This is a genomic window from Nocardioides sp. Z35_8, assembly GCF_059621125.1.
Map to the genome: position 1 here is coordinate 2,095,106 of NZ_JCAQIE010000001.1, position 19,281 is coordinate 2,114,386.

Consider the following 19,281-nt stretch of genomic DNA (forward strand, 5'->3'; position numbering starts at 1 on the left):
GAATCTGGAGGCCAGCGCATGTCGATGTTCAAGTGGGACGTGGTCGATCCCGCCCCCGGCCAGCCGGTGCTCCCGCTCCAACGCCTGCCGTGGGGCAAGACGATCGGGCTCGGCGCCCAGCACGTGGTCGCCATGTTCGGCGCCACCTTCGTCTTCCCGCTGGTGATGGGGCTCGACGCCAACCTCGCCATCATGTTCTCGGGCCTCTGCACCATCCTGTTCCTGCTGATCGTGCAGAACCGGGTGCCCAGCTACCTCGGCACCAGCGCCTCGTTCGTGGCGTCGGTCGCCGCGATCCGCGCGCTCGACGAGGGCAACGACTCGTCCTACGTCACCGGCGCGATCCTGGTCGGCGGCCTCGTGCTGGCCGCGATCGGCGTGCTCGTGCACTTCGCCGGCGCCGGGCTCATCCACCGCATCCTCCCGCCCGCCGTGACCGGCGCGGTGGTCATGCTCATCGGCTTCAACCTCGCGCCCGTCGTGGCCGGCACCTACTGGCCGCAGGACCAGTGGGTCGCGCTGCTGACGGCGGCCTTCATGGTCTTCGCGGCGGTCGCCCTGCCGGGCTTCTGGTCGCGGATCGCGGTCTTCCTCGCACTCATCTTCGGCTACGTGCTGTCCTGGATCTTCGACGGCGTCTTCGGCCCCATCACGTCCGTGCTCGGCGGTGCGACCGAGGCCACCGAGCACGACCGGGTGTCGTGGGCCGGCGTGCAGGCGGCCGACTGGATCGGCCTGCCGAGCGGCACCCTCGCCGACGGCGTCTCGGTCGTCCACGGGCCGTCGTTCTCGCTCACCGCCATCCTGCTCGTGCTGCCCGGCGTGATCGCGCTCGTCGCGGAGAACACCGGCCACGTCAAGGCGGTCGCCGAGATGACCGGCGAGGACCTCGACCCCTACATGGGTCGCGCGATCGGCGCCGACGGCCTGGCCACCGCGTTCGCCAGCGCGTTCGGCGGCTCCCCGACCACGACGTACGCCGAGAACATCGGTGTCATGGGCGCCACCCGCGTCTACTCCTCGGCGGCCTACTACGTCGCCGCCCTCGTGGCGATCCTGCTCGGGCTGTGCCCCAAGTTCGGCGCGATCGTCAACGCGACGCCCGGCGGAGTGCTCGGCGGCATCACCGTCGTCCTCTACGGGATGATCGGGCTGGTGGGGGCCAAGATCTGGGTGGAGAACAACATCGACTTCGGCAACCCCGTCAACCTGGTCGGCCTCTCCGCGGGCATCATCGCCGGCATCGGCGGCGTCACCCTCACCTTCGGCGACGACTTCGAGCTCGGCGGCATCGCCCTCGGCACGATCCTGGTCATCGTGTTCTTCCACATGGTCCGTGGCCGCGGTGGCACCGGGGGACCGGGCGGCGCGACCCGCAACCTCAGCCACCCCGACTACGACGAGGGCGTCGACGACGCAGCCTCCGGAGGCACGCACCAGCGATGAAGCCGGCACCCTTCGCCTACCTGCGACCCTCCACCCTCGAGGAAGCCCTCGCGGCGCTCGCGGGGGAGCAGGGGGCGAAGGTGCTGGCCGGCGGCCAGTCGCTCGTCCCGCTGCTGTCGATGCGGCTGGCCGCGCCGTCGATGCTCGTCGACATCAACGCCATCCCCGGCCTCGACCACGTGCGCGTGGACGAGGACGGGGTCCGGGTCGGGGCCCTGGCCCGCCACGCCCACGTGCTCGGGTCCGCCGAGGCCGGCGAGGCGCAGCCGCTGCTCGCGATGGCACTGAGCCACGTCGCCCACCCGACCATCCGCAACCGCGGCACCACCGTCGGCTCGATCGTGCACGCCGACGCGGCGGCCGAGATGCCGATGGTGCTGCGACTGCTGGAGGGATCGGTGGACGTCGCGTCGGTGCGCGGTCGCCGTACGGTGCCGGCGGCCGAGCTGTTCGCCGGGCCGCTCGAGAGCACCCTCGCCCAGGACGAGGTGGCCGTCGAGGCGTTCTTCCCGGGGCTCGCGCCCGGCGCCGGCGTCGCCTTCCAGGAGATCGCCCGCCGCCACGGCGACTACGCCCTCGTCGGGGTGGCCGCCCACGTCGAGACCGACGGCGATGCCGTCACCCGGGCCCGGGTCGGCTTCGTGTCGGTGAGCGACGTGCCCGTCGTCGTCGACGTCACCGACGCCGTGCGCGACCCGGCCGGCGACCCCGCCGGCGCCGCGCTGGCCGAGCTCGACCCGGCCGGCGACATCCACGCCACGGCCGCCTACCGCGCCCACCTCGTGACGGTGCTGGCACCGCGCGTCCTGGCGGCTGCCACCGACCACGCCCGCTCGCGGGCAGGAGAGGCGTCCCACCCGTGACCACCGAACAGCTCCACGAGGTGCGCCTGCACGTCAACGGCTCCGTCCACGAGGTACGCGTGCCGGCGCGCCGGCTGCTCTCCGACGCGCTGCGCCACGACTGCGGCCTCACCGGCACCCACGTCGGGTGCGAGCACGGCGTGTGCGGGGCGTGCACGGTGCTGGTCGACGGCGCCCCGATGCGTTCGTGCCTGATGCTGGCCGTGTCGGCGGTCGACGCCGAGATCACCACCGTCGAGGGGCTCACGGAGGACGACGGGTCGCTCTCGCCGGTGCAGCAGGCGTTCTCCGACTGCCACGGCCTGCAGTGCGGCTTCTGCACCCCGGGCTTCCTCACCACCATCACCGCCGGGCTGCGCGAGACGCCCGACCCCTCCGAGGACGAGGCGCGGGAGATGATCGCCGGCAACCTGTGCCGCTGCACGGGCTACCAGAACATCGTGCGCTCGGTGCTCCGGGCGGCCGAGATCACGCGGGGTGAGGCATGACCACCAAGATGTTCGGCGCCAAGGTGCCGCGGGTGGAGGACCAGCGCTTCCTGCGCGGCCAGGGCCGTTACGTCGACGACCTGCTCACCGACGACCCGCGGCTGCTGCACGCGGCGGTGCTGCGCTCGCCGCACGCCCACGCCCGCATCGTCGACATCGACGTCGCCGACGTGCTCGACGTCGAGGGCGTGGTGGCCGTGTGGACCCACGACGACCTCGAGGGCCCGATGGCCGAGCCGCTGCCGTTGCTCATCCCCCACCCGAGCCTCACCCACGGCCGCACCCAGTACGCCCTGGCCAAGGACGAGGTCAACTACGCCGGCGAGGCCGTCGCGTTCGTCGTCGCGGTCGACCGCTACGTCGCCGAGGACGCCGTGGGGCGGATCCGCGTCGACTACGACGTGCTCCCGCCCGTGGTCGGCATCGAGGCCGCGCGGGCGGCACGCACCGCCGTGCACGACGACGTGCCCGACAACGTCGGTGCGCGCATGGAGCAGGAGAACGGCGACGCCCGCGCGGCCATCGCCCGCGCGCCCCACACCCTGACCCTCGAGCTCGACGTCGAGCGCTCGGCGTGCACGCCCATGGAGGGCCGCGGCACCGTGGCGCGGTGGGACCCCGACACGTCCCGGCTGACGGTGTGGTCCTCGACGCAGACCTCGACCGGCGTGCGCGGCTGCGTGGCCGCCAAGCTCGGCCTCGACCTGGCCAAGGTCGACGTGATCACGCCCGACGTGGGCGGCGGCTTCGGCGTGAAGATCAACCACCCCTGGCCCGAGGAGCTGCTGGTGCCGCTCGCGGCGATGACGCTCGGACGCCCGGTCAAGTTCACCGAGGACCGGCGCGAGCACTTCATCTCGTCGGCCCACGAGCGCGCCCAGCACCACCACGTCGAGGTCGGCTTCGACGACGAGGGGCGGCTGCTGGGGCTCGACGTCGAGTTCTGGCACGACCACGGTGCCTACACGCCCTACGGGCTGATCGTCCCGATCATCACCTCCACGCAGCTGCTCGGGCCCTACAAGCCGGCCAACTACCGCGTCGTCTTCGAGTCGCTCTACACCAACACCGTCATCGTCACGCCCTACCGCGGCGCGGGACGTCCGCAGGGATGCTTCGTCATGGAGCGCACCATGGACGCGATCGCGGCCTACCTCGGCAAGGACCGCACCGAGGTGCGGGCGACCAACTTCATCCAGCCCGACGAATTCCCGTTCGAGCACGGCCTGGTCTTCCAGGACGGCCGCGAGCTGACCTACGACTCGGGCGACTACCCGGAGTCGTTGACCAGGCTCAAGGAGCTCGTCGGGTGGGACGAGTTCGAGGAGTTCCGCGCCGAGATGGCCGCCCAGGGGCGCCGGGTCGGCATCGGCCTGGCCTGCTACGTCGAGGGCACCGGGGTCGGGCCCTACGAGGGCGCCCACGTGCACGTGGAGACGTCCGGGAAGGTCAAGGTCGCCACGGGCCTCACCACCCAGGGGCAGGGCCACCAGACGGCGTTCGCCCAGATCGTGGCCGACACGCTCGGCGTACGCTTCGAGGACGTCGAGGTCACGACCGGCGACACCCGCAAGATGCCCTACGCCGTGGGCACCTTCGCCTCCCGGGCGGCGGTGATGAGCGGCTCGGCGATCCACCTCGCCGCCCTCCGCGCGCGGGAGAAGGCGCTGCGCATCGCGGCCGAGGCGCTCGAGGCGGCCGAGGACGACCTCGAGATCACCGACGGCGTGGTGTCGGTGCGCGGCACCGACGCGTCCCCGCAGACGCGCATCGACCTCGGCACCGTGGCGGTGCTGTCCAACCCGCTGCGCTACGCCTTCGACGAGGCGTCGAAGGCCGCCACCCAGTTCTCCGTCGGCGACCCGGGCAAGCCGCCGGTGGCCGAGGGCGACGAGCCGGGCCTGGAGGGCAAGGACTTCTTCTCCCCGCCGCGCTCGACGTTCGCCAGCGGCATGCACGCCGTCATCGTGGAGACCGACCCCGACACCGCCGAGATCACGATCCTCAAGTACGCCGTGGTCCACGACTGTGGCAACCTGATCAACCCGATGATCGTGGAGGGCCAGATCCACGGCGGCGTCGCGCAGGGCGTGGGCGGCGCGCTCTACGAGCGGATGGCCTACGACGAGTCGGGCCAGCTGCTCAACGCGTCGTTCATGGACTTCCTGATGCCCTACGCGACCGAGGTCCCGACCTCGATCGACATCGACCACCTCGAGACGCCGTCGCCGCTCAACCCCCTCGGCATCAAGGGCGCCGGAGAGGCCGGCGTGATCCCGTCGGCCGCCGTCTTCGCGGCTGCCATCGAGGACGCCGAGCTGCCCTCCAGCCCGGGGCTGAGGATCACGTCGATGCCGATCTCGCCGTCCGAGCTCTTCGACCTGCGCCTCGCGCACGCCCCCGCCACCCCCGCCACCCCGTCCCTCACTACCCAGCCCACCCGAGGAGTCCCGAGATGAAGTTCACCGGAGAGAACGTCCTGGCCGCGGACGTCGCGCGGGCGTGGGACGCGCTGCTCGACCCGGGGGTCCTGGTCCGGACGATCCCAGGCTGCGAGCGGCTCGAGGCCACCGGGGAGAACGCCTACGCGATGACCGTTACCGCGGGCGTCGCGTCGATCAAGGGGACCTACGCCGGCTCGTGCGAGCTGCGCGACCTCGTCGAGCACGAGTCGCTGGTGATGAGGCTCGACGGCGCCGGCGCCCCCGGCACGATCGGCGCGACGGTCAACGTCCGCTTCGCGCCGGAGGGCTCCGCGACGCGCGTCTCGTACGACGCCGACGCCGTCGTCGGTGGGATGATCGGCGGCGTCGGTCAGCGGATGCTCACCTCGGTCTCCAAGCGGATGGCGGGGGAGTTCTTCGGCAACGTCGACGCGGCCCTCGCGGGTGGTCCGGACCCTGGTCCCACGGCCGACGGCGTCGCACCGGTGGCTGCCGAGCCCGCCGCCGTCGGCCAGGTCTTCGACGCGCCGGCCCCCTCCGCCGCCGGGTCGCGGCAGGACTTCCTCACCGGCGTCGCCGTCGGCGCCGGCCTGGTGCTCGCGGGAGTCATCGTGGGCGGCATCGTCGGGCGTCGCCGGTGAGCGGCCTCACCGTCGAGTCCACCGCGCGCGAGCAGGCCGCAGCGGTCCGCTCGGGCGAGATCTCGGCGGCCGAGCTGCTCGAGCTGCACCTCGACCGGATCGAGGAGCGCAACCCCGAGCTCAACGCGATCGTGTCCCTCGACGCCGAGCGCGCGCGGGCGTGGGCCGCGGTCGCCGACCAGGCGCAGGCCTCCGGCGAGGAGGTGGGCCCCCTGCACGGGCTGCCCTTCGCGGTGAAGGACACCCACGCCCTCCGGGGCTGGCGCACGACCTACGGCTCGCCGATCTTCGCCGACGCCGTCGCCGACCACGACGACCTGCTCGTCGAGCGCATCCGCGCGGCGGGGGCGGTCTTCATCGGCAAGACCAACGTGCCGGAGTTCGCGGCCGGCTCCCACACCTTCAACACGGTCTTCGGCGTCACCCGCAACCCCGTCGACCCCTCGCGCTCGGCCGGCGGGTCGAGCGGGGGCGCCGCGTCCGCGCTCGCCTCTGGCATGGTGCCTCTCGCCGACGGCTCCGACATGGGCGGCTCGCTGCGCAACCCGGCGTCGTTCTGCGGCGTCGTCGGCATGCGCCCCTCGCTGGGACGCGTGCCGGAGTGGCCGCTCTACAACCAGTGGGAGAGCACGTCGGTCGGCGGCCCGTTGGCCCGCAACGTCGGCGACCTGGCCCTGCTGCTGTCGGTCATCGCGGGGCCCGACCCCCGCGCCCCGCTCGCGCTCGGCGACCCCGGGTCGTCGTTGGCCCCGCCACTCACGCCCGCGCCGCTCGCCGGCCTGCGGGTGGCGTGCTCGGTCGACCTCGGCGGCGCGCTGGTGGTCGACCACGAGGTCGCCGACGTCGTACGCACCACCGCGCGGCGGCTGTCCGACGCCGGTGCGTCGGTGGCCGAGGCACACCCCGACCTGTCGCTGGCCGATGACACCTTCCGCACGCTGCGGGCCTGGCACTTCCACGCGAGGTTCGCCGAGCTGCTCGCCGAGCACCCGACGTCGTTCAAGCCCACCCTGGAGGCCAACATCCGCGCCGGCGAGCCGCTCACCGGCGCCGACGTCGCGCGGGCCTACACCCAGCGCACCTCGCTGTCGGAGACGATGCGGCTCTTCTTCGGCGACCACGACGTGCTGCTGCTTCCCACCTCGCAGGTGCCGCCGTTCCCGGTGGAGCAGGAGTATCCCGAGACGATCAACGGCGAGCAGATGCCCGACTACCTCGCCTGGATGCGCTCGGCCTACTTCATCACCGTCACCGGCTGCCCCGCGATCTCCGTGCCCGCCGGACGCACCGCCGACGGTCTGCCCGTCGGCGTCCAGCTCGTCGCGCGGCACGGCACGGATCGTCAGCTGCTGCAGGTGGCGGCCGCGCTGGAGGAGCTCGTGGGCGGGGACTGAGCTGTGCATGACGGTGTGGACAACTGACCGACCGCTGGGGATGACCGACGTTCTCCTGGGGACGACTCGCCGGAACCCGAAGTATGTCGACGATCGTGGCCTCCAGCTCTTGCGGCGAGCGTGGTCCACGGCATAGAACTCTCCTTACGCAGCCCCGCAAGGGGCCGCGGGATGGCTCCAGAGAGATGGTCCACCCGACTCCGAACCAGTCCGCTGGGGACGAGTCGCAGACACCGGGTGATGCGGTGGCTGGGACCGGAAGGACGGGGCTGTCGGCCGCGAGCATCACTCGACCGGCCACCCGAAGGGCCCTTGGCGCTCATACCGCCGAGGGCCCTTCACCTTTGTGTCGCAGGTCCTCGGGCGGCGCCGCAACTCTTGACGCTGGACGTGCGTTCCGTCGGCAAGGTCTGCCGTGGCCGCCGCGGCGGCTGCCTCGGTTGAATCGAGCCCATGAGCTCGCGGCGGATCAGGATCGGCATCGACACCGGCGGCACCTTCACCGACGTGGTGGCCCTCGACGAGGACTCGGGCGAGCTGGTCACCACCAAGACCCCGAGCACCCCGGGCAACCCCGCCGACGGCTTCATCGCCGGCATCGAGAAGATCCTCGCCCTCGTGGATGGCGAGGGCAGCGACATCACCGCCGTCTCGCACGGCACCACCGTGGCCACCAACAAGCTCCTCGAGGGCAAGGTCGAGGCGCTCGGCTTCATCACCACCGAGGGCTACGAGTTCATGCTCGAGATCGCGCGCCAGTCGGTGCCCGACGGCTACGGCAACTCCTACTTCTGGGTCAAGCCCGACCGGATCGTCCCGGCCGACCGGGTCCGCACGGTCGGTGGCCGCCTCGACTTCACCGGCGCCGAGGTCCGTCCGTTCGACGAGGACCAGGCCGTGGCCGCGGCCCGGTGGTTCAAGGCCCAGGGCATCACCACGATCGGCGTCTGCTTCCTCCACGCCTACGCCGACGACACCCACGAGCTGCGGATGCGCGACGTCCTGCGCCGCGAGCACCCCGACGCCGTCGTGTCGATCTCGAGCGAGGTGCTGCGCGAGTACCGCGAGTACGAGCGCTCGATGACCACGCTCGTCGACGCGGCGGTCAAGCCCAACGTCAGCCGCTACGTCTCCAACATCTCCGAGCGGCTGCGCGACTTCACCGGCGCCGGCCGGGACACCCAGCCGATCCCGTTCTACGTGATGAAGTCCAACGGTGGCGTGCTGTCGGCCGACGAGGTCGTGCACCAGCCGATCACCACCGTGCTGTCCGGCCCCGCGGCGGGCGCGCTGGGCGCCGCGCTGATCGCCGAGGTCGCGGGCTTCCCACGGATCCTCACCTGCGACGGGGGCGGCACGTCGACCGACGTGTCGGTCGTCCTCGACGGCGAGCCGACGCTGACGACCGAGGGCACGGTCGGCGCCTACCCGAGCAAGATCCCGATGATCGACGTCGTCACCGTCGGTGCCGGCGGTGGCTCGATCGCCTGGCTCTCGCCGGAGGGGACCCTCAAGGTCGGCCCGCACTCGGCCGGCGCCGATCCCGGCCCCCTCTGCTACGGCAACGGCGGCACCCAGCCGACCATCACCGACGCCCACGTCACCCTCGGCCGCATCCCTCCGCACCTGCTCGGCGGCGAGATCCCGCTCGACGTGGAGGCCGCCCGCGGGGGCATCGCCGACCTCGCCGAGCGGCTCGGCCTCGACTTCGAGCGCTGCGCGACCGGCATCCTCGAGATCTCCGCGTGGAACCAGGCCAACGCCCTGCGCCAGGTCAGCGTCAAGCGCGGCCTCGACGTGCGCGACTTCATGCTCACCACCTTCGGCGGCTCCGGCTCCCTGCTGGCCTGCCGGCTCGTCGACATCCTCGACCTCGCCGGCGTCGTCGTGCCGCCCAACCCGGGCAACGTGAGCGCGTTCGGGCTGCTGACCGTCGACGTGAAGAACGACTACGTGCAGACCCACGTCGCGAAGGAGTCGGCGCTCGACCACGCGACCGTGCAGGCGATCCTCGACGACCTGACCGACCGGGCCCGCGCGGCGCTGGCCAAGGAGGGCTTCGCCCCGGACGAGCACCGCTTCCAGCACACCATCGACGTGCGCTACGTCGGGCAGGCCTTCGAGGTCCGCGTCGCCGCGCCGGAGGCCGGCGACGGGCGGGGCGTCGACGCGGCGTACGTCGAGCAGGTGGCCGACGCGTTCCACACCGAGCACCGCCAGCTCTACGGCTACGACTTCCGCGGCGACCCGGACCAGCAGGTCGAGTGGGTCAACCTGCGCGTGAGCGGCATCGGCCCGATCACCCGCCCGGAGATCCCCACCCTCGACAAGGCCGCGGGCACCGTGGAGGAGCGGGCTGTCCGCGGCCGCCGCGCCGTCTGCTTCGACGCCGAGCAGGGCTACGTCGACACGCCCGTGCTCTGGCGCGCCGACCTCGGTGCCGGCGACACGTTCGGCGGCCCGGCCATCGTGGAGGAGTTCGGCTCCACCATCCCGGTCCACCCCGGCTTCGAGGTCGTGGTCGACGACTGGGCCAACCTCGTGATCCGGAAGGAGTCGGCCCGATGACCGACCTCAGCACCCGTCCCGTCGACCCGGCCTACGTCACCGCGACGCCCGTCAACCCGGCCGGCCTGCCCACGGCGTACGAGCACGGCCATCGGCTGACCGCCGAGGGCACCACCGTCGACCCGATCCTCGTCGAGATCGTGCAGGGCACGCTCGCCAGCGTCGAGATGGAGGTGGAGACCGCCATCGGGCGCACCAGCCGCTCGCCGATGATCCGCGACGCCCACGACTTCCGCGCCGGCATCCACGACCGCCAGCTGCGCAAGCTGACCGGGCGCTCCTACAGCGCGCTGGTCCACCCGGTCGTGCGCGACCACCCGATCGAGGAGATGCGCGAGGGCGACGTCTTCTTCCACAACGACGTCTACGAGTCCGAGGGCGGGATCGGCCACCTGCCCGACCTGTGCGTCACCGTGCCGGTCTTCCACGACGGCGAGGTCGTCGCCTTCGTGCAGGCCTTCGGCCACCACGACGACATCGGGGGCGCCGTCCCCGGGTCGATGCCGAGCAACGCGACCAGCGTCTTCGAGGAAGGGCTGGCCGTCCCACCGATCAAGCTGTGGGACGCCGGGGTGCCCAACAAGGCGGCGCTGCGGATCATGACCCGCAACTCGCGCATGCCCGACAGCCTCGCCGCCGACCTCGACGCCGAGTGCTCGGCCTGCCTGATGGGCGCGCGGCGCCTCGGCGAGCTGTTCGAGCGCTACGGCCGCGACGCGATCGAGGCGTCGTTCGACGCCATCCTCGACGCGACGACCGAGACCTACCGCCGCGAGATCCTGTCCCAGATCCCCGACGGCACCTACGTCTGGGAGGACTACGCCGAGCACGACGGCATCGACGAGCCGCAGCTGCACACCCAGCGGATCACCCTCACCAAGGTCAGCGACGCCCCCGCCGACCCGGACCACGGCCGTCCTGCCGGGCCCCGCCTGATCATCGACTTCACCGGCACCAGCGCCCAGGCGAAGGGCCCGATCAACCACTGCGGCGACTACGTCGGCGGCAACTTCCTCAAGAAGTGGCTCGCGCCGATCCTGCGCAACCTCGCCGACACCCCCGAGCGGATGGCCGAGCTCGACGTCAACGAGGGCATCGTGCCGCTGATCGAGATGCGATTCCCCGAGAAGGGCACGCTGCTCACGCCGATCCACCCCGCCCCGACCAACGCCCGCACCTTCGTGATCCTGCGGCTGCTCGGCGTGCTCGCCGGCGTCGTGGCCAAGGCGGTCGACGGCAGGATGCCCGCCGACCAGGAGACGATCCGCTACACCGGCGTCTACGGCAAGGACCGCGACGGCAACGACTACCTCATGCGCGAGGTGCTCGGCGGCGGCTCGGGCGGGCGCTACTACGCCGACGGCGAGGACACCATCCACGTCGTCCCCGACTCCCGCAACCTGCCCACCGAGTTCACCGAGTCGCGCTTCCCGTTCATCGTCGAGCGCCTGGGCCTCGCGATGGACTCGGGCGGCGCGGGGGAGCACCGCGGGGGCCTGGGCTACGAGAAGCACCTGCGGATGCTCGAGGACGCCCGCTTCATGTCCATCGCCGACCGCTCGATCCTGGCCTGCTGGGGCGTACGGGGCGGCAAGGCGGGCGCGCCGTTCCAGGTCGTCATCGACCCCGGCGGCCCCGACGAGCGCGAGGTCGACGCCCTCGCCGACGCCGAGGAGATCAAGGCCGGCCAGCTCGTCCGGATCCGGACGACGGGCGGCGGCGGCTGGGGCGACCCGCTCGCCCGCGACCCGGAGTCCGTCGTCCGCGACGTGGTCTGGCGCAAGGTGTCGGCCGAGGCCGCGCTGCGCGACTACGGCGTGGTGCTGACCGGCTCGACCGGCGACGGGACGCTGGGCTTCGACGAGTCAGCCACCGCCGCCGAGCGGTCGTCGCGGGCGGCATGGAGCCGCGACGACGACGCGTTCTTCGACCGCGGCCCCGGCTACGCCTCGCTGGCCGGGGGCGCCGCCTTCGCCGAGGTCGACCGGGTCTGAGCCAGCACGTCGGGGTCGAGGTCGGTGCTGACGACCTCGAAGTGGTCGGCGTGCAGGTCCTTCTCGGCCAGCAGCTCGTCGTCGCCGGGGTAGAAGCGGGCGACCGCGGGGTCGTCGCCGGCGAAGGCCCGGATGGCCTCCATCGACTCCCACAGCGAGACCGTCGTGACCTCGACCAGGTCGCCGGCCGGTCGCCTGAGCACCAGCACGCCCAGGTTGCCCGGGGTCGCGCGGTACTCCCGCACCCCGGTGCCGGACTGGTGGTCGAGGTAGCGGTCGGCGTCCTCGGGTCGGACGGCACCGCGCCAGGTGCGCATGATCAACGGGTCCTCCTCGTGGGTCAGCTGTGGGTCCAGCTGTGGGGTCCGGCTGTGGGGTCCGGGTGTGGGTCCACCCTCGCAGGAGGCGGGTCAGGGCTCGATGAGCCCCGCGCGGATCGCGTAGCGGGTCAGCTCGACCCGGTCGCGCATCCCGAGCTTGGCGAGGATGTTGGCGCGGTGGCCCTCCACGGTCTTCAGTGCGATGTGCAGCTCCTTGGCGATCTCGCGCGAGGAGCGTCCCTCGGCGATCAGCTTGATCACCTGGTCCTCGCGGGCGGTCAGCACCGAGGCGGGCACCCGCTCGCCGCGGCGCAGCCGGTCGAGGTAGTCGCGCACGAGCGTGCTCTCGGCGCCCGGGTAGAGGAACGTCTCGCCCCGCATCGCCGCGCGGCAGGCGCCGACGAGGTCCTCGTCGGCGACCGACTTGAGGACGTAGCCGCTCGCGCCGGCCTTGAGGGCGCCGAAGAAGTACTGCTCGTTGTCGTGCATCGACAGCATCAGGATCTTCGGCGGGTCGCGGCGCTGCGCGATCTCGGCGGCCGCCTGCAGCCCGGTCATCCGGGGCATCGCGATGTCGAGCACGACCAGGTCGACCTCGGTGTCGCGCACCCGCTCGACGGCCTCCGTCCCGTCGGCGGCCTCCGCGACGACCGTCAGGTCGGGCTCCTGCTCGAGGATGAGGCGTACGCCGCGGCGCACGAGGGTGTGGTCGTCGGCCAGCAGGATCCGGATCACGCGGGCACCTCCTCGATCGCGTCGACGGGGACCTTGAGCCGCACGGTCGTACCGTGCCGCGGCTGGCTGATCACCGACAGCTCGGCGCGCACCAGCGCGGCGCGCTCGCGCATCCCCATCAGCCCGGACCCCTCGGAGAGCCCGGTGAAGCCGCGGCCGTCGTCGCGGACCTCGAGGACCACGTGGGACCCGAGCCGGTGCAGCGACAGCTCGACCTCGCCGGCGTCGGCGTGCCGGGCGGCGTTGGTGAGCGCCTCCTGGGCCACCCGGTAGACGACGACCTCCGCCTCCGGGCTCAGCGGCGGGAGGCCGGGCGCGAACGAGCGGCGCACCGACGCCGAGCTGTGGTCGGCGAACTCGGTGGCCAGGGCGGCCAGCGCGCTCGCGAGCCCGAGGTCCTCCAGCACCCCGGGACGCAGCCGTCGCGCCACCCGTCGTACGTCGTCGAGGCCGGCGCGGGCGCTCTCGCGGACCGCCGCGAGCTCGGGCACCAGCCCGGGCGGGGCCTGCGACTCCAGCTGCTTGAGTCCCAGCAGCACGACCGTCAGGCTCTGGCCGACCTCGTCGTGCAGCTCCTGGGCGATGCGGTGCCGCTCCGCCTCCTGCGCGGCGAGCGCCCGGGCATCGCCGGTGCGGCGCTCCTCGCCCAGGCGGTCGAGCAGGCCGTTGACGCTGCGGGCGATGCCGAGCACGGGGCCGGACCCCTCCTCGGGGAGCTCCGTCGGCTCGAGGTGCTCGATGCCCTCCAGGCGGGAGATCAGCCGGTGCAGCGGTGCGAGCGCCCAGCGGATGAGCAGGGCGTTGGTCAGGATGATCACGACCAGTCCCAGGCCGATGACGAGGATCTCCGAGGGCACCGCGTCGGCGGAGACGCGGGCGGGGGAGAGGACCAGCAGCAGGGCCGCGGCCACGAGCACCACACCGTTGATCAGACAGATCGTCCAGAACAGCGGGAGGTGGCTGGGCAGGCGCATGCGGCAACCCTCCCATCCCGCAGATGGGGTCCGGCACCCATGGTCGCCGACCGTGCGCCACCTCGACACTCCTCGCATGCCCCCGCCGGACGAGAACGCCACTGTCGACCCGACGGGGGCCGCCTGGGTGGTGTGGCTGGTCATCGTCGGACCGGGGCTGCTGTTCGTGACCCTCCTCTGCCTGCGCCGGGTGGCGCCCGGCGAGCTGGTCCTCGTGGTTCGCGGCGGGACCGTGGTCCGCGTGCGGCGCAACGGGCTCGTCGCGCGGTGGCCGGGGCTCGAGCGCTTCGAGGCCGTGCCGACCGACCCGCGGGTCCTGCCGCTGGTGGTCCGCTCCCGCACCTGCGACGGCGTCGACGTCGTCGCGCTCGCCGACCTGACGCTCCTGGTGCACGACGTCGAGCCGGGCACGGCGTACGCCCCCTCGGCGCACGCCGCCCGGTCGGCCGAGGACGTCGTCGCGCGCGCGGTCGAGCAGCTCGAGGTGGGCACGCTGGTCGACGACCTCGACGAACTGCAGGACCGCTGGCCCGCCGAGCTCACCCGCCTGCTGCCGCTGGGCACCGAGGCCACGGCCCTGTCGGTCACCGAGGTCGAGGCCCGGCTGACGGGGGGTGCGGTGTGAGCACCGGGACGGAGTACCTCCTGGAGGTCGCGGTGTCGGTGGCGCTGATCGCCTCGGCGATCGGCTTCGCGATCGGGCTCGCCGTCGGTCGCGGTCGCCAGCCCCGCTGGCAGGAGAAGGGCAGCTTCGTCCACAAGGTCTCGATCGGCTTCGCGACCCTCGACCGGCTCGACGCGGTGCTGCTGCGCTTCGAGGTGGAGCCGTCCTCGCGGCTGTCGGGCGTGGAGGTGGGCGAGCTGCGGCTCCCCGTCGGATCGGGGGTCGCCATCCTCGCCCGCGGCAAGGAGGTCATCGTCCCCGACTCGCGCACCGTGCTGCGCACCGGCGACCAGGTCCTCGTCGTCGCGGCGCTCGGCCAGGTCGCGCGGGTAGAGGACCGGCTCCGCTCGGTCAGTCGCTACGGCCGCCTCGCGAGCTGGGCCGAGGACATGGACGACGGCTCCGGCTCGGCACGCGCGTTCGGCGTGCGCAGGCGGATCGCGTGATCCTGACCTCCGCGGCGCTGGCGATCTTCATCATCGCCTACGCCCTCATCGCGACCGAGCGCGTCCACCGCGTCGCCGCCGCCCTCGGCGGTGTCGCCGGCATGGTCGTCATCGGCCTCGTCGACGCCGAGACGGCGTTCTTCGACCACCACACCGGCGTCGACTGGAACGTCATCTTCCTGCTCTTCGGGATGATGATCATCGTCGGCGTGCTCAAGCAGACCGGGCTCTTCGAGTTCCTCGCGCTCTGGGCGGCCAAGAAGTCGGGCGGCCACCCCTACAAGCTGCTCGTGCTGCTGGTCCTCGTCGGCGCGGCGGTCGCGCCGATCCTCGACAACGTCACCTGCGTGCTCCTCGTCGCCCCGGTCACCCTGTCGGTCTGCCGGCGCCTCGGGCTACCGTCGGCGCCCTACCTGATCTCGCTGATCCTCGCCTCCAACATCGGCGGCATGTCGACCCTGATCGGCGACCCGCCCAACATCATCATCGCGAGCCGGGCCGGCCTGACGTTCACCGACTTCCTGGTCCACTCGCTGCCGCTGACGATCATCCTGCTGGTGCTGTTCGTGGTGATGGCGCGCTGGCTCTTCCGCAAGGACATGACGCGGATGGGCAACGTGCACGGCCTCGACGACCTGCGTCCGGTCGACGCCATCACCAACGTGCGGATGCTGCGCCGCTCGCTCGTCGTGCTCCTGCTGGTGATGGTCGCCTTCAGCCTGCACTCGGTCATGCACCTCGACCCGTCGGTGGTCGCGATGATGGGCGCGGGGGCGATGGTGCTGGTCTCGCGCACCGAGCCCGAGGAGTTCCTCGAGGAGGTCGAGTGGGCCACCCTCGCGTTCTTCATGGCGCTCTTCGTCCTCGTCGGCGCGCTTGTGCAGGTCGGCGTCATCGGCGCGATCAGTGAGTGGGCCGCCGAGGCGATGGGCGAGCGGGAGCTGCTCGGCGCGACCGCCCTGCTCTTCGGCTCCGGCGTCGTGGGGGCGTTCGTCGACAACATCCCCTACACCACCGCGACCGTGCCCGTCGTCGAGGAGATGGTGTCCGGCACCGCGACCGCCGGAGCGGACAGCCCGCTGTGGTGGGCCTTCGTGTTCGGCGCCGACCTCGGCGGCAACGCGACCGCGGTGGCGGCGGGCGCCAACGTCGTCGTGCTCGGCATCGCGGCCAAGGCGGGCGAGCCGATCAGCTTCTGGGGCTTCACCAAGTACGGCGTCGTGGTGACCGTGATGACGCTGCTGGTCGCCTGGGTCTACGTCTACCTGCGCTACTTCGCCTGGGCGTGAGCGTCCGGTGGGCACATCCGTGGCCACATCCGTTAGCCACATCCGGTAGACAGGGCGCATGCGCACCCTGGTCACCGGCGGCACCCGCGGGATCGGCGCCGCCGTCGCCCGCCGACTGGCTGCCGACGGTCACGACCTCGTGCTCGGCTACGCCCGCGACGACGCGGCCGCCGGGCGCACGGCCGCGGAGTGCCGGGCGCTCGGGGTGGAGTGCACCACCGTGCGCGCCGACCTCACCACCGCGGCCGGTGTCGAGGAGGTGTTCGCGGCAGCCGGGGCGCTGACGGGTGTGGTCAACAACGCGGGCGCGACGCTCCACCTCGGGGCGCTCGCCGACACCCCGCCCGAGGTGGTGCGCGCCACGGTCGACCTCAACCTCACCTCCGCGCTGCTCGTGGCCCGGTCCGCCGTCCTGGCGATGGGTCGCTCGCGCGGCGGCTCCGGGGGCGTGCTGGTCAACGTCAGCTCGGGCGCGGCCACGCTCGGCTCGCCGGGGGAGTACGTCCACTACGCCGCCGCCAAGGCGGGGGTCGACGCCCTCACCCTCGGCCTGGCCCAGGAGGTGGCCGACGACGGGATCCGCGTCGTCGGCGTCGCCCCGGGCATCATCGACACCACCATCCACGCCGACGCCGGCGACCCCGGCCGGGTCGGGCGCGTCGGGCCCCGGGTGCCGCTCGGCCGGGCCGGTCGGGTCGAGGAGGTGGCCGACGCGGTCGGCTGGCTGATGTCGGACGAGGCGTCCTACGTCACCGGGACGACGCTGCGCGTCGCGGGGGGCCGCTGACGCCGGACCGTTGGCACACCTTGCCAACGATGCCGCGATCGGTTGGCCGTTCCTGACGGTGGGTGCGGGCGGTGCGGATCACTACGGTTGCCGCATGAGGGTCCTGCTCGCACTCGGTGGCAACGCCATGACCAGCGCGGACGGCGGGGCCCGACCCGAGGCCCAGATCGAGGCGGCCGGGGTCGCGATGGCCGCGGTCGCCGGGCTGGTCGAGCACGACCACGAGGTCGTCGTCACCCACGGCAACGGCCCCCAGGTCGGCAACCTGCTGGTCAAGAACGAGCTCGCCGCCAGCGTCGTGCCGCCCGTCCCGCTCGACTGGTGCGGGGCGCAGACGCAGGCGACCCTCGGCTTCGTGCTGATGGACGCGCTCGACCGCGAGCTCGGCGCCCGCGGCATCGACCGGCGCAGTGCCACGCTCGTGACCCGTACGGTCGTGGACGCCGACGACGACGGATTCACGCGCCCGACCAAGCCCATCGGGCGCCACCTGCCCGAGGCCGAGGCCCGGGTGCTGATCGGCCACGGCGAGACGTGGGAGGACCGCGGCGAGAAGGGCTGGCGCCGGGTCGTCGCCTCGCCCGAGCCGCGCGAGATCGTCGACGCCCCTGCCGTCCTCGCCCTGATCGAGGCCGGCTTCGTCGTGGTCGCCAACGGAGGCGGCGGCATCCCGCACGTACGCCGACCCGACGGCTCGTTGGCCGGGGTCGAGGCGGTCATCGACAAGGACCTCGGCGCCGCGCTGCTGGCCCGCACCACCGGCGCGGACGTGCTCGTGGTGGCCACCGACGTCCCGCACGCCGTGATCCGCTGGGGGCGCCCCGACGCCGAGCCCCTCGGCCGGGTCACCGTCGAGGAGCTGCGCGCCCACGCCGCCGACGGGCACTTCGCGTCCGGCTCGATGGGCCCCAAGGTCGACGCCGTGTGCCGCTTCGTCGAGGCCACCGGCGGCACCGGGGTCATCACCAGCCTCGACCAGATCACCGCGGCCGTCGCCGGCAAGGTCGGCACCGTCGTCGTACCCACCTGACCGCAACGAAAGGAAGCCTGCCCATGCCCTCCGCCATCGAGGTCCGCAAGGTCCCCATCCACTCCGTCGCCGACGCCTCCGAGCTGACCCGGCTCATCGACGAGGGCGTCATCGCCGCCGACCGCGTGTTCGCGATCATCGGCAAGACCGAGGGCAACGGCGGCGTCAACGACTACACCCGGATCATCGCCGACCGCGCGTTCCGCGAGGCGCTGGTCGCCGCGGGCGCCGACGCCGAGGAGGTCAAGGGCATCCCGATCGTGTGGTCCGGCGGCACCGACGGGGTGATCAGCCCGCATGCCACGATCTTCGCCACCACCGACGTGCCCGAGGGCGACCCGTCGCGCGAGGAGCTGCGGCTGACAGCCGGCTTCGCGATGAGCGAGCCGCTCCTGCCGGAGGAGATCGGCTACACCGCGATGATCGAGAAGGTCGCCGCGGGCGTGAAGGTCGCCATGGAGCGCGCCGGCATCACCGACCCGGCCGACGTGCACTACGTGCAGACCAAGACGCCGCTGCTGACCATCCACACCATCCGCGACGCCAAGTCGCGCGGCAGGACGGTGTGGACCGAGCACACCCACGAGTCGATGGACCTCTCCAACGGCACCACCGGCCTCGGCATCGCCGTCGCGCTCGGCGAGATCGACATGCCCACCGACGCCGACGTCATGCACAACCGCGAGCTCTACTCCTCGGTGGCCTCGTGCTCGTCGGGCGTCGAGCTCGACCAGGCCCAGATCGTCGTCGTCGGCAACGCCACGGGCGTGGGTGGGCGCTACCGCATCGGCCACTCGGTGATGGAGGACGCCCTCGACGCCGACGGCATCTGGGAGGCCATCCGCTCCGCCGGCCTCGACCTGCCCGAGCGTCCCCGCACCGAGGACCTCGACGGCCGGCTGGTCAACGTGTTCCTCAAGTGCGAGGCCAGCCAGGACGGCATGGTCCGCGGGCGCCGCAACGCCATGCTCGACGACTCCGACGTGCACTGGCACCGCCAGATCAAGGCGTGCGTCGGCGGCGTCACCGCGGCCGTGACGGGCGACCCGGCCGTCTTCGTCTCGGTCTCCGCGGCCCACCAGGGCCCCGAGGGCGGCGGCCCGGTCGCCGCCATCGTCGACCTGGGCTGAGGCCCGCCGGCGTCGTCCCACATCCGTCCGCGGGGCCGGCAGCGCGCTGTCGGTCCCGCGTGATGAGG

17 protein-coding genes are annotated in these 19,281 nt (G+C 72.6%); 14 read left to right on the forward strand and 3 right to left on the reverse strand.

Features of this window, described 5'->3' with window-relative positions:
• The first annotated feature begins 18 nt into the window (after window positions 1-18).
• From AC54T2_RS10060 to AC54T2_RS10095, 8 genes are all read left to right on the forward strand, one after another.
• Window positions 19-1,446, forward strand: a complete 1,428-nt coding sequence (locus tag AC54T2_RS10060) for a uracil-xanthine permease family protein (RefSeq protein ID WP_206054533.1) — start codon at window positions 19-21, stop codon at window positions 1,444-1,446.
• Entirely contained in the window at window positions 1,443-2,309 is an 867-nt protein-coding gene (locus AC54T2_RS10065; protein WP_489976525.1) for an FAD binding domain-containing protein, read from the forward strand. The genes AC54T2_RS10060 and AC54T2_RS10065 overlap by 4 nt, the downstream gene beginning before the upstream one ends.
• Window positions 2,306-2,797, forward strand: a complete 492-nt coding sequence (locus tag AC54T2_RS10070; RefSeq protein ID WP_186341501.1) for a (2Fe-2S)-binding protein — start codon at window positions 2,306-2,308, stop codon at window positions 2,795-2,797. Before AC54T2_RS10065 ends, AC54T2_RS10070 begins: the two co-directional genes overlap by 4 nt.
• Window positions 2,794-5,256 carry an aerobic carbon-monoxide dehydrogenase large subunit gene (gene cutA / locus AC54T2_RS10075; protein WP_496666090.1) on the forward strand — a complete coding sequence of 821 codons (2,463 nt, stop codon included), beginning with the start codon at window positions 2,794-2,796 and terminating at the stop codon, window positions 5,254-5,256. Before AC54T2_RS10070 ends, cutA begins: the two co-directional genes overlap by 4 nt.
• A complete protein-coding gene (locus tag AC54T2_RS10080) occupies window positions 5,253-5,882 on the forward strand; it encodes an SRPBCC family protein (RefSeq protein WP_496666091.1) in 630 nt (209 codons plus the stop codon). Before cutA ends, AC54T2_RS10080 begins: the two co-directional genes overlap by 4 nt.
• Entirely contained in the window at window positions 5,879-7,276 is a 1,398-nt protein-coding gene (locus AC54T2_RS10085; RefSeq protein WP_496666092.1) for an amidase, read from the forward strand. The genes AC54T2_RS10080 and AC54T2_RS10085 overlap by 4 nt, the downstream gene beginning before the upstream one ends.
• 453 nt (window positions 7,277-7,729) lie before the next feature.
• On the forward strand, window positions 7,730-9,844 hold the full coding sequence (locus AC54T2_RS10090; RefSeq protein ID WP_496666093.1) for a hydantoinase/oxoprolinase family protein: 2,115 nt from the start codon (window positions 7,730-7,732) through the stop codon (window positions 9,842-9,844).
• Entirely contained in the window at window positions 9,841-11,838 is a 1,998-nt protein-coding gene (locus AC54T2_RS10095) for a hydantoinase B/oxoprolinase family protein (RefSeq protein WP_489976530.1), read from the forward strand. Before AC54T2_RS10090 ends, AC54T2_RS10095 begins: the two co-directional genes overlap by 4 nt.
• Here the strand turns inward: AC54T2_RS10095 and AC54T2_RS10100 are convergent.
• The 3 genes from AC54T2_RS10100 to AC54T2_RS10110 all read right to left on the reverse strand — a co-directional run bounded on the left by AC54T2_RS10100 (window position 11,787) and on the right by AC54T2_RS10110 (window position 13,867).
• Window positions 11,787-12,155: an antibiotic biosynthesis monooxygenase gene (locus AC54T2_RS10100; RefSeq protein WP_496666264.1), complete on the reverse strand. Its 369-nt coding sequence runs from the start codon at window positions 12,153-12,155 to the stop codon at window positions 11,787-11,789. The genes AC54T2_RS10095 and AC54T2_RS10100 overlap by 52 nt on opposite strands.
• Before the next feature lie 93 nt (window positions 12,156-12,248).
• Complete coding sequence (locus tag AC54T2_RS10105; protein ID WP_186341508.1) at window positions 12,249-12,893, reverse strand: response regulator; 645 nt, start codon at window positions 12,891-12,893, stop codon at window positions 12,249-12,251.
• Complete coding sequence (locus AC54T2_RS10110) at window positions 12,890-13,867, reverse strand: sensor histidine kinase (protein ID WP_496666094.1); 978 nt, start codon at window positions 13,865-13,867, stop codon at window positions 12,890-12,892. Before AC54T2_RS10110 ends, AC54T2_RS10105 begins: the two co-directional genes overlap by 4 nt.
• 76 nt (window positions 13,868-13,943) lie before the next feature.
• Between AC54T2_RS10110 and AC54T2_RS10115 the strand changes: the two genes are divergently transcribed.
• The 6 genes from AC54T2_RS10115 (at window position 13,944) to bar (ending at window position 19,213) form a co-directional block, all read left to right on the forward strand.
• Complete coding sequence (locus tag AC54T2_RS10115; protein WP_496666095.1) at window positions 13,944-14,492, forward strand: SPFH domain-containing protein; 549 nt, start codon at window positions 13,944-13,946, stop codon at window positions 14,490-14,492.
• On the forward strand, window positions 14,489-14,977 hold the full coding sequence (locus AC54T2_RS10120; protein ID WP_186341511.1) for a TrkA C-terminal domain-containing protein: 489 nt from the start codon (window positions 14,489-14,491) through the stop codon (window positions 14,975-14,977). Before AC54T2_RS10115 ends, AC54T2_RS10120 begins: the two co-directional genes overlap by 4 nt.
• A complete protein-coding gene (locus tag AC54T2_RS10125) occupies window positions 14,974-16,266 on the forward strand; it encodes an ArsB/NhaD family transporter (RefSeq protein WP_313960523.1) in 1,293 nt (430 codons plus the stop codon). The genes AC54T2_RS10120 and AC54T2_RS10125 overlap by 4 nt, the downstream gene beginning before the upstream one ends.
• A 58-nt stretch (window positions 16,267-16,324) precedes the next feature.
• Complete coding sequence (locus AC54T2_RS10130; protein ID WP_186341512.1) at window positions 16,325-17,053, forward strand: SDR family NAD(P)-dependent oxidoreductase; 729 nt, start codon at window positions 16,325-16,327, stop codon at window positions 17,051-17,053.
• Between the two features lie 94 nt (window positions 17,054-17,147).
• Entirely contained in the window at window positions 17,148-18,083 is a 936-nt protein-coding gene (locus tag AC54T2_RS10135) for a carbamate kinase (RefSeq protein WP_496666096.1), read from the forward strand.
• Window positions 18,084-18,106: 23 nt separating this feature from the next.
• Complete coding sequence (gene bar, locus AC54T2_RS10140; protein ID WP_496666097.1) at window positions 18,107-19,213, forward strand: barbiturase; 1,107 nt, start codon at window positions 18,107-18,109, stop codon at window positions 19,211-19,213.
• The last annotated feature ends 68 nt before the right edge of the window (window positions 19,214-19,281 follow it).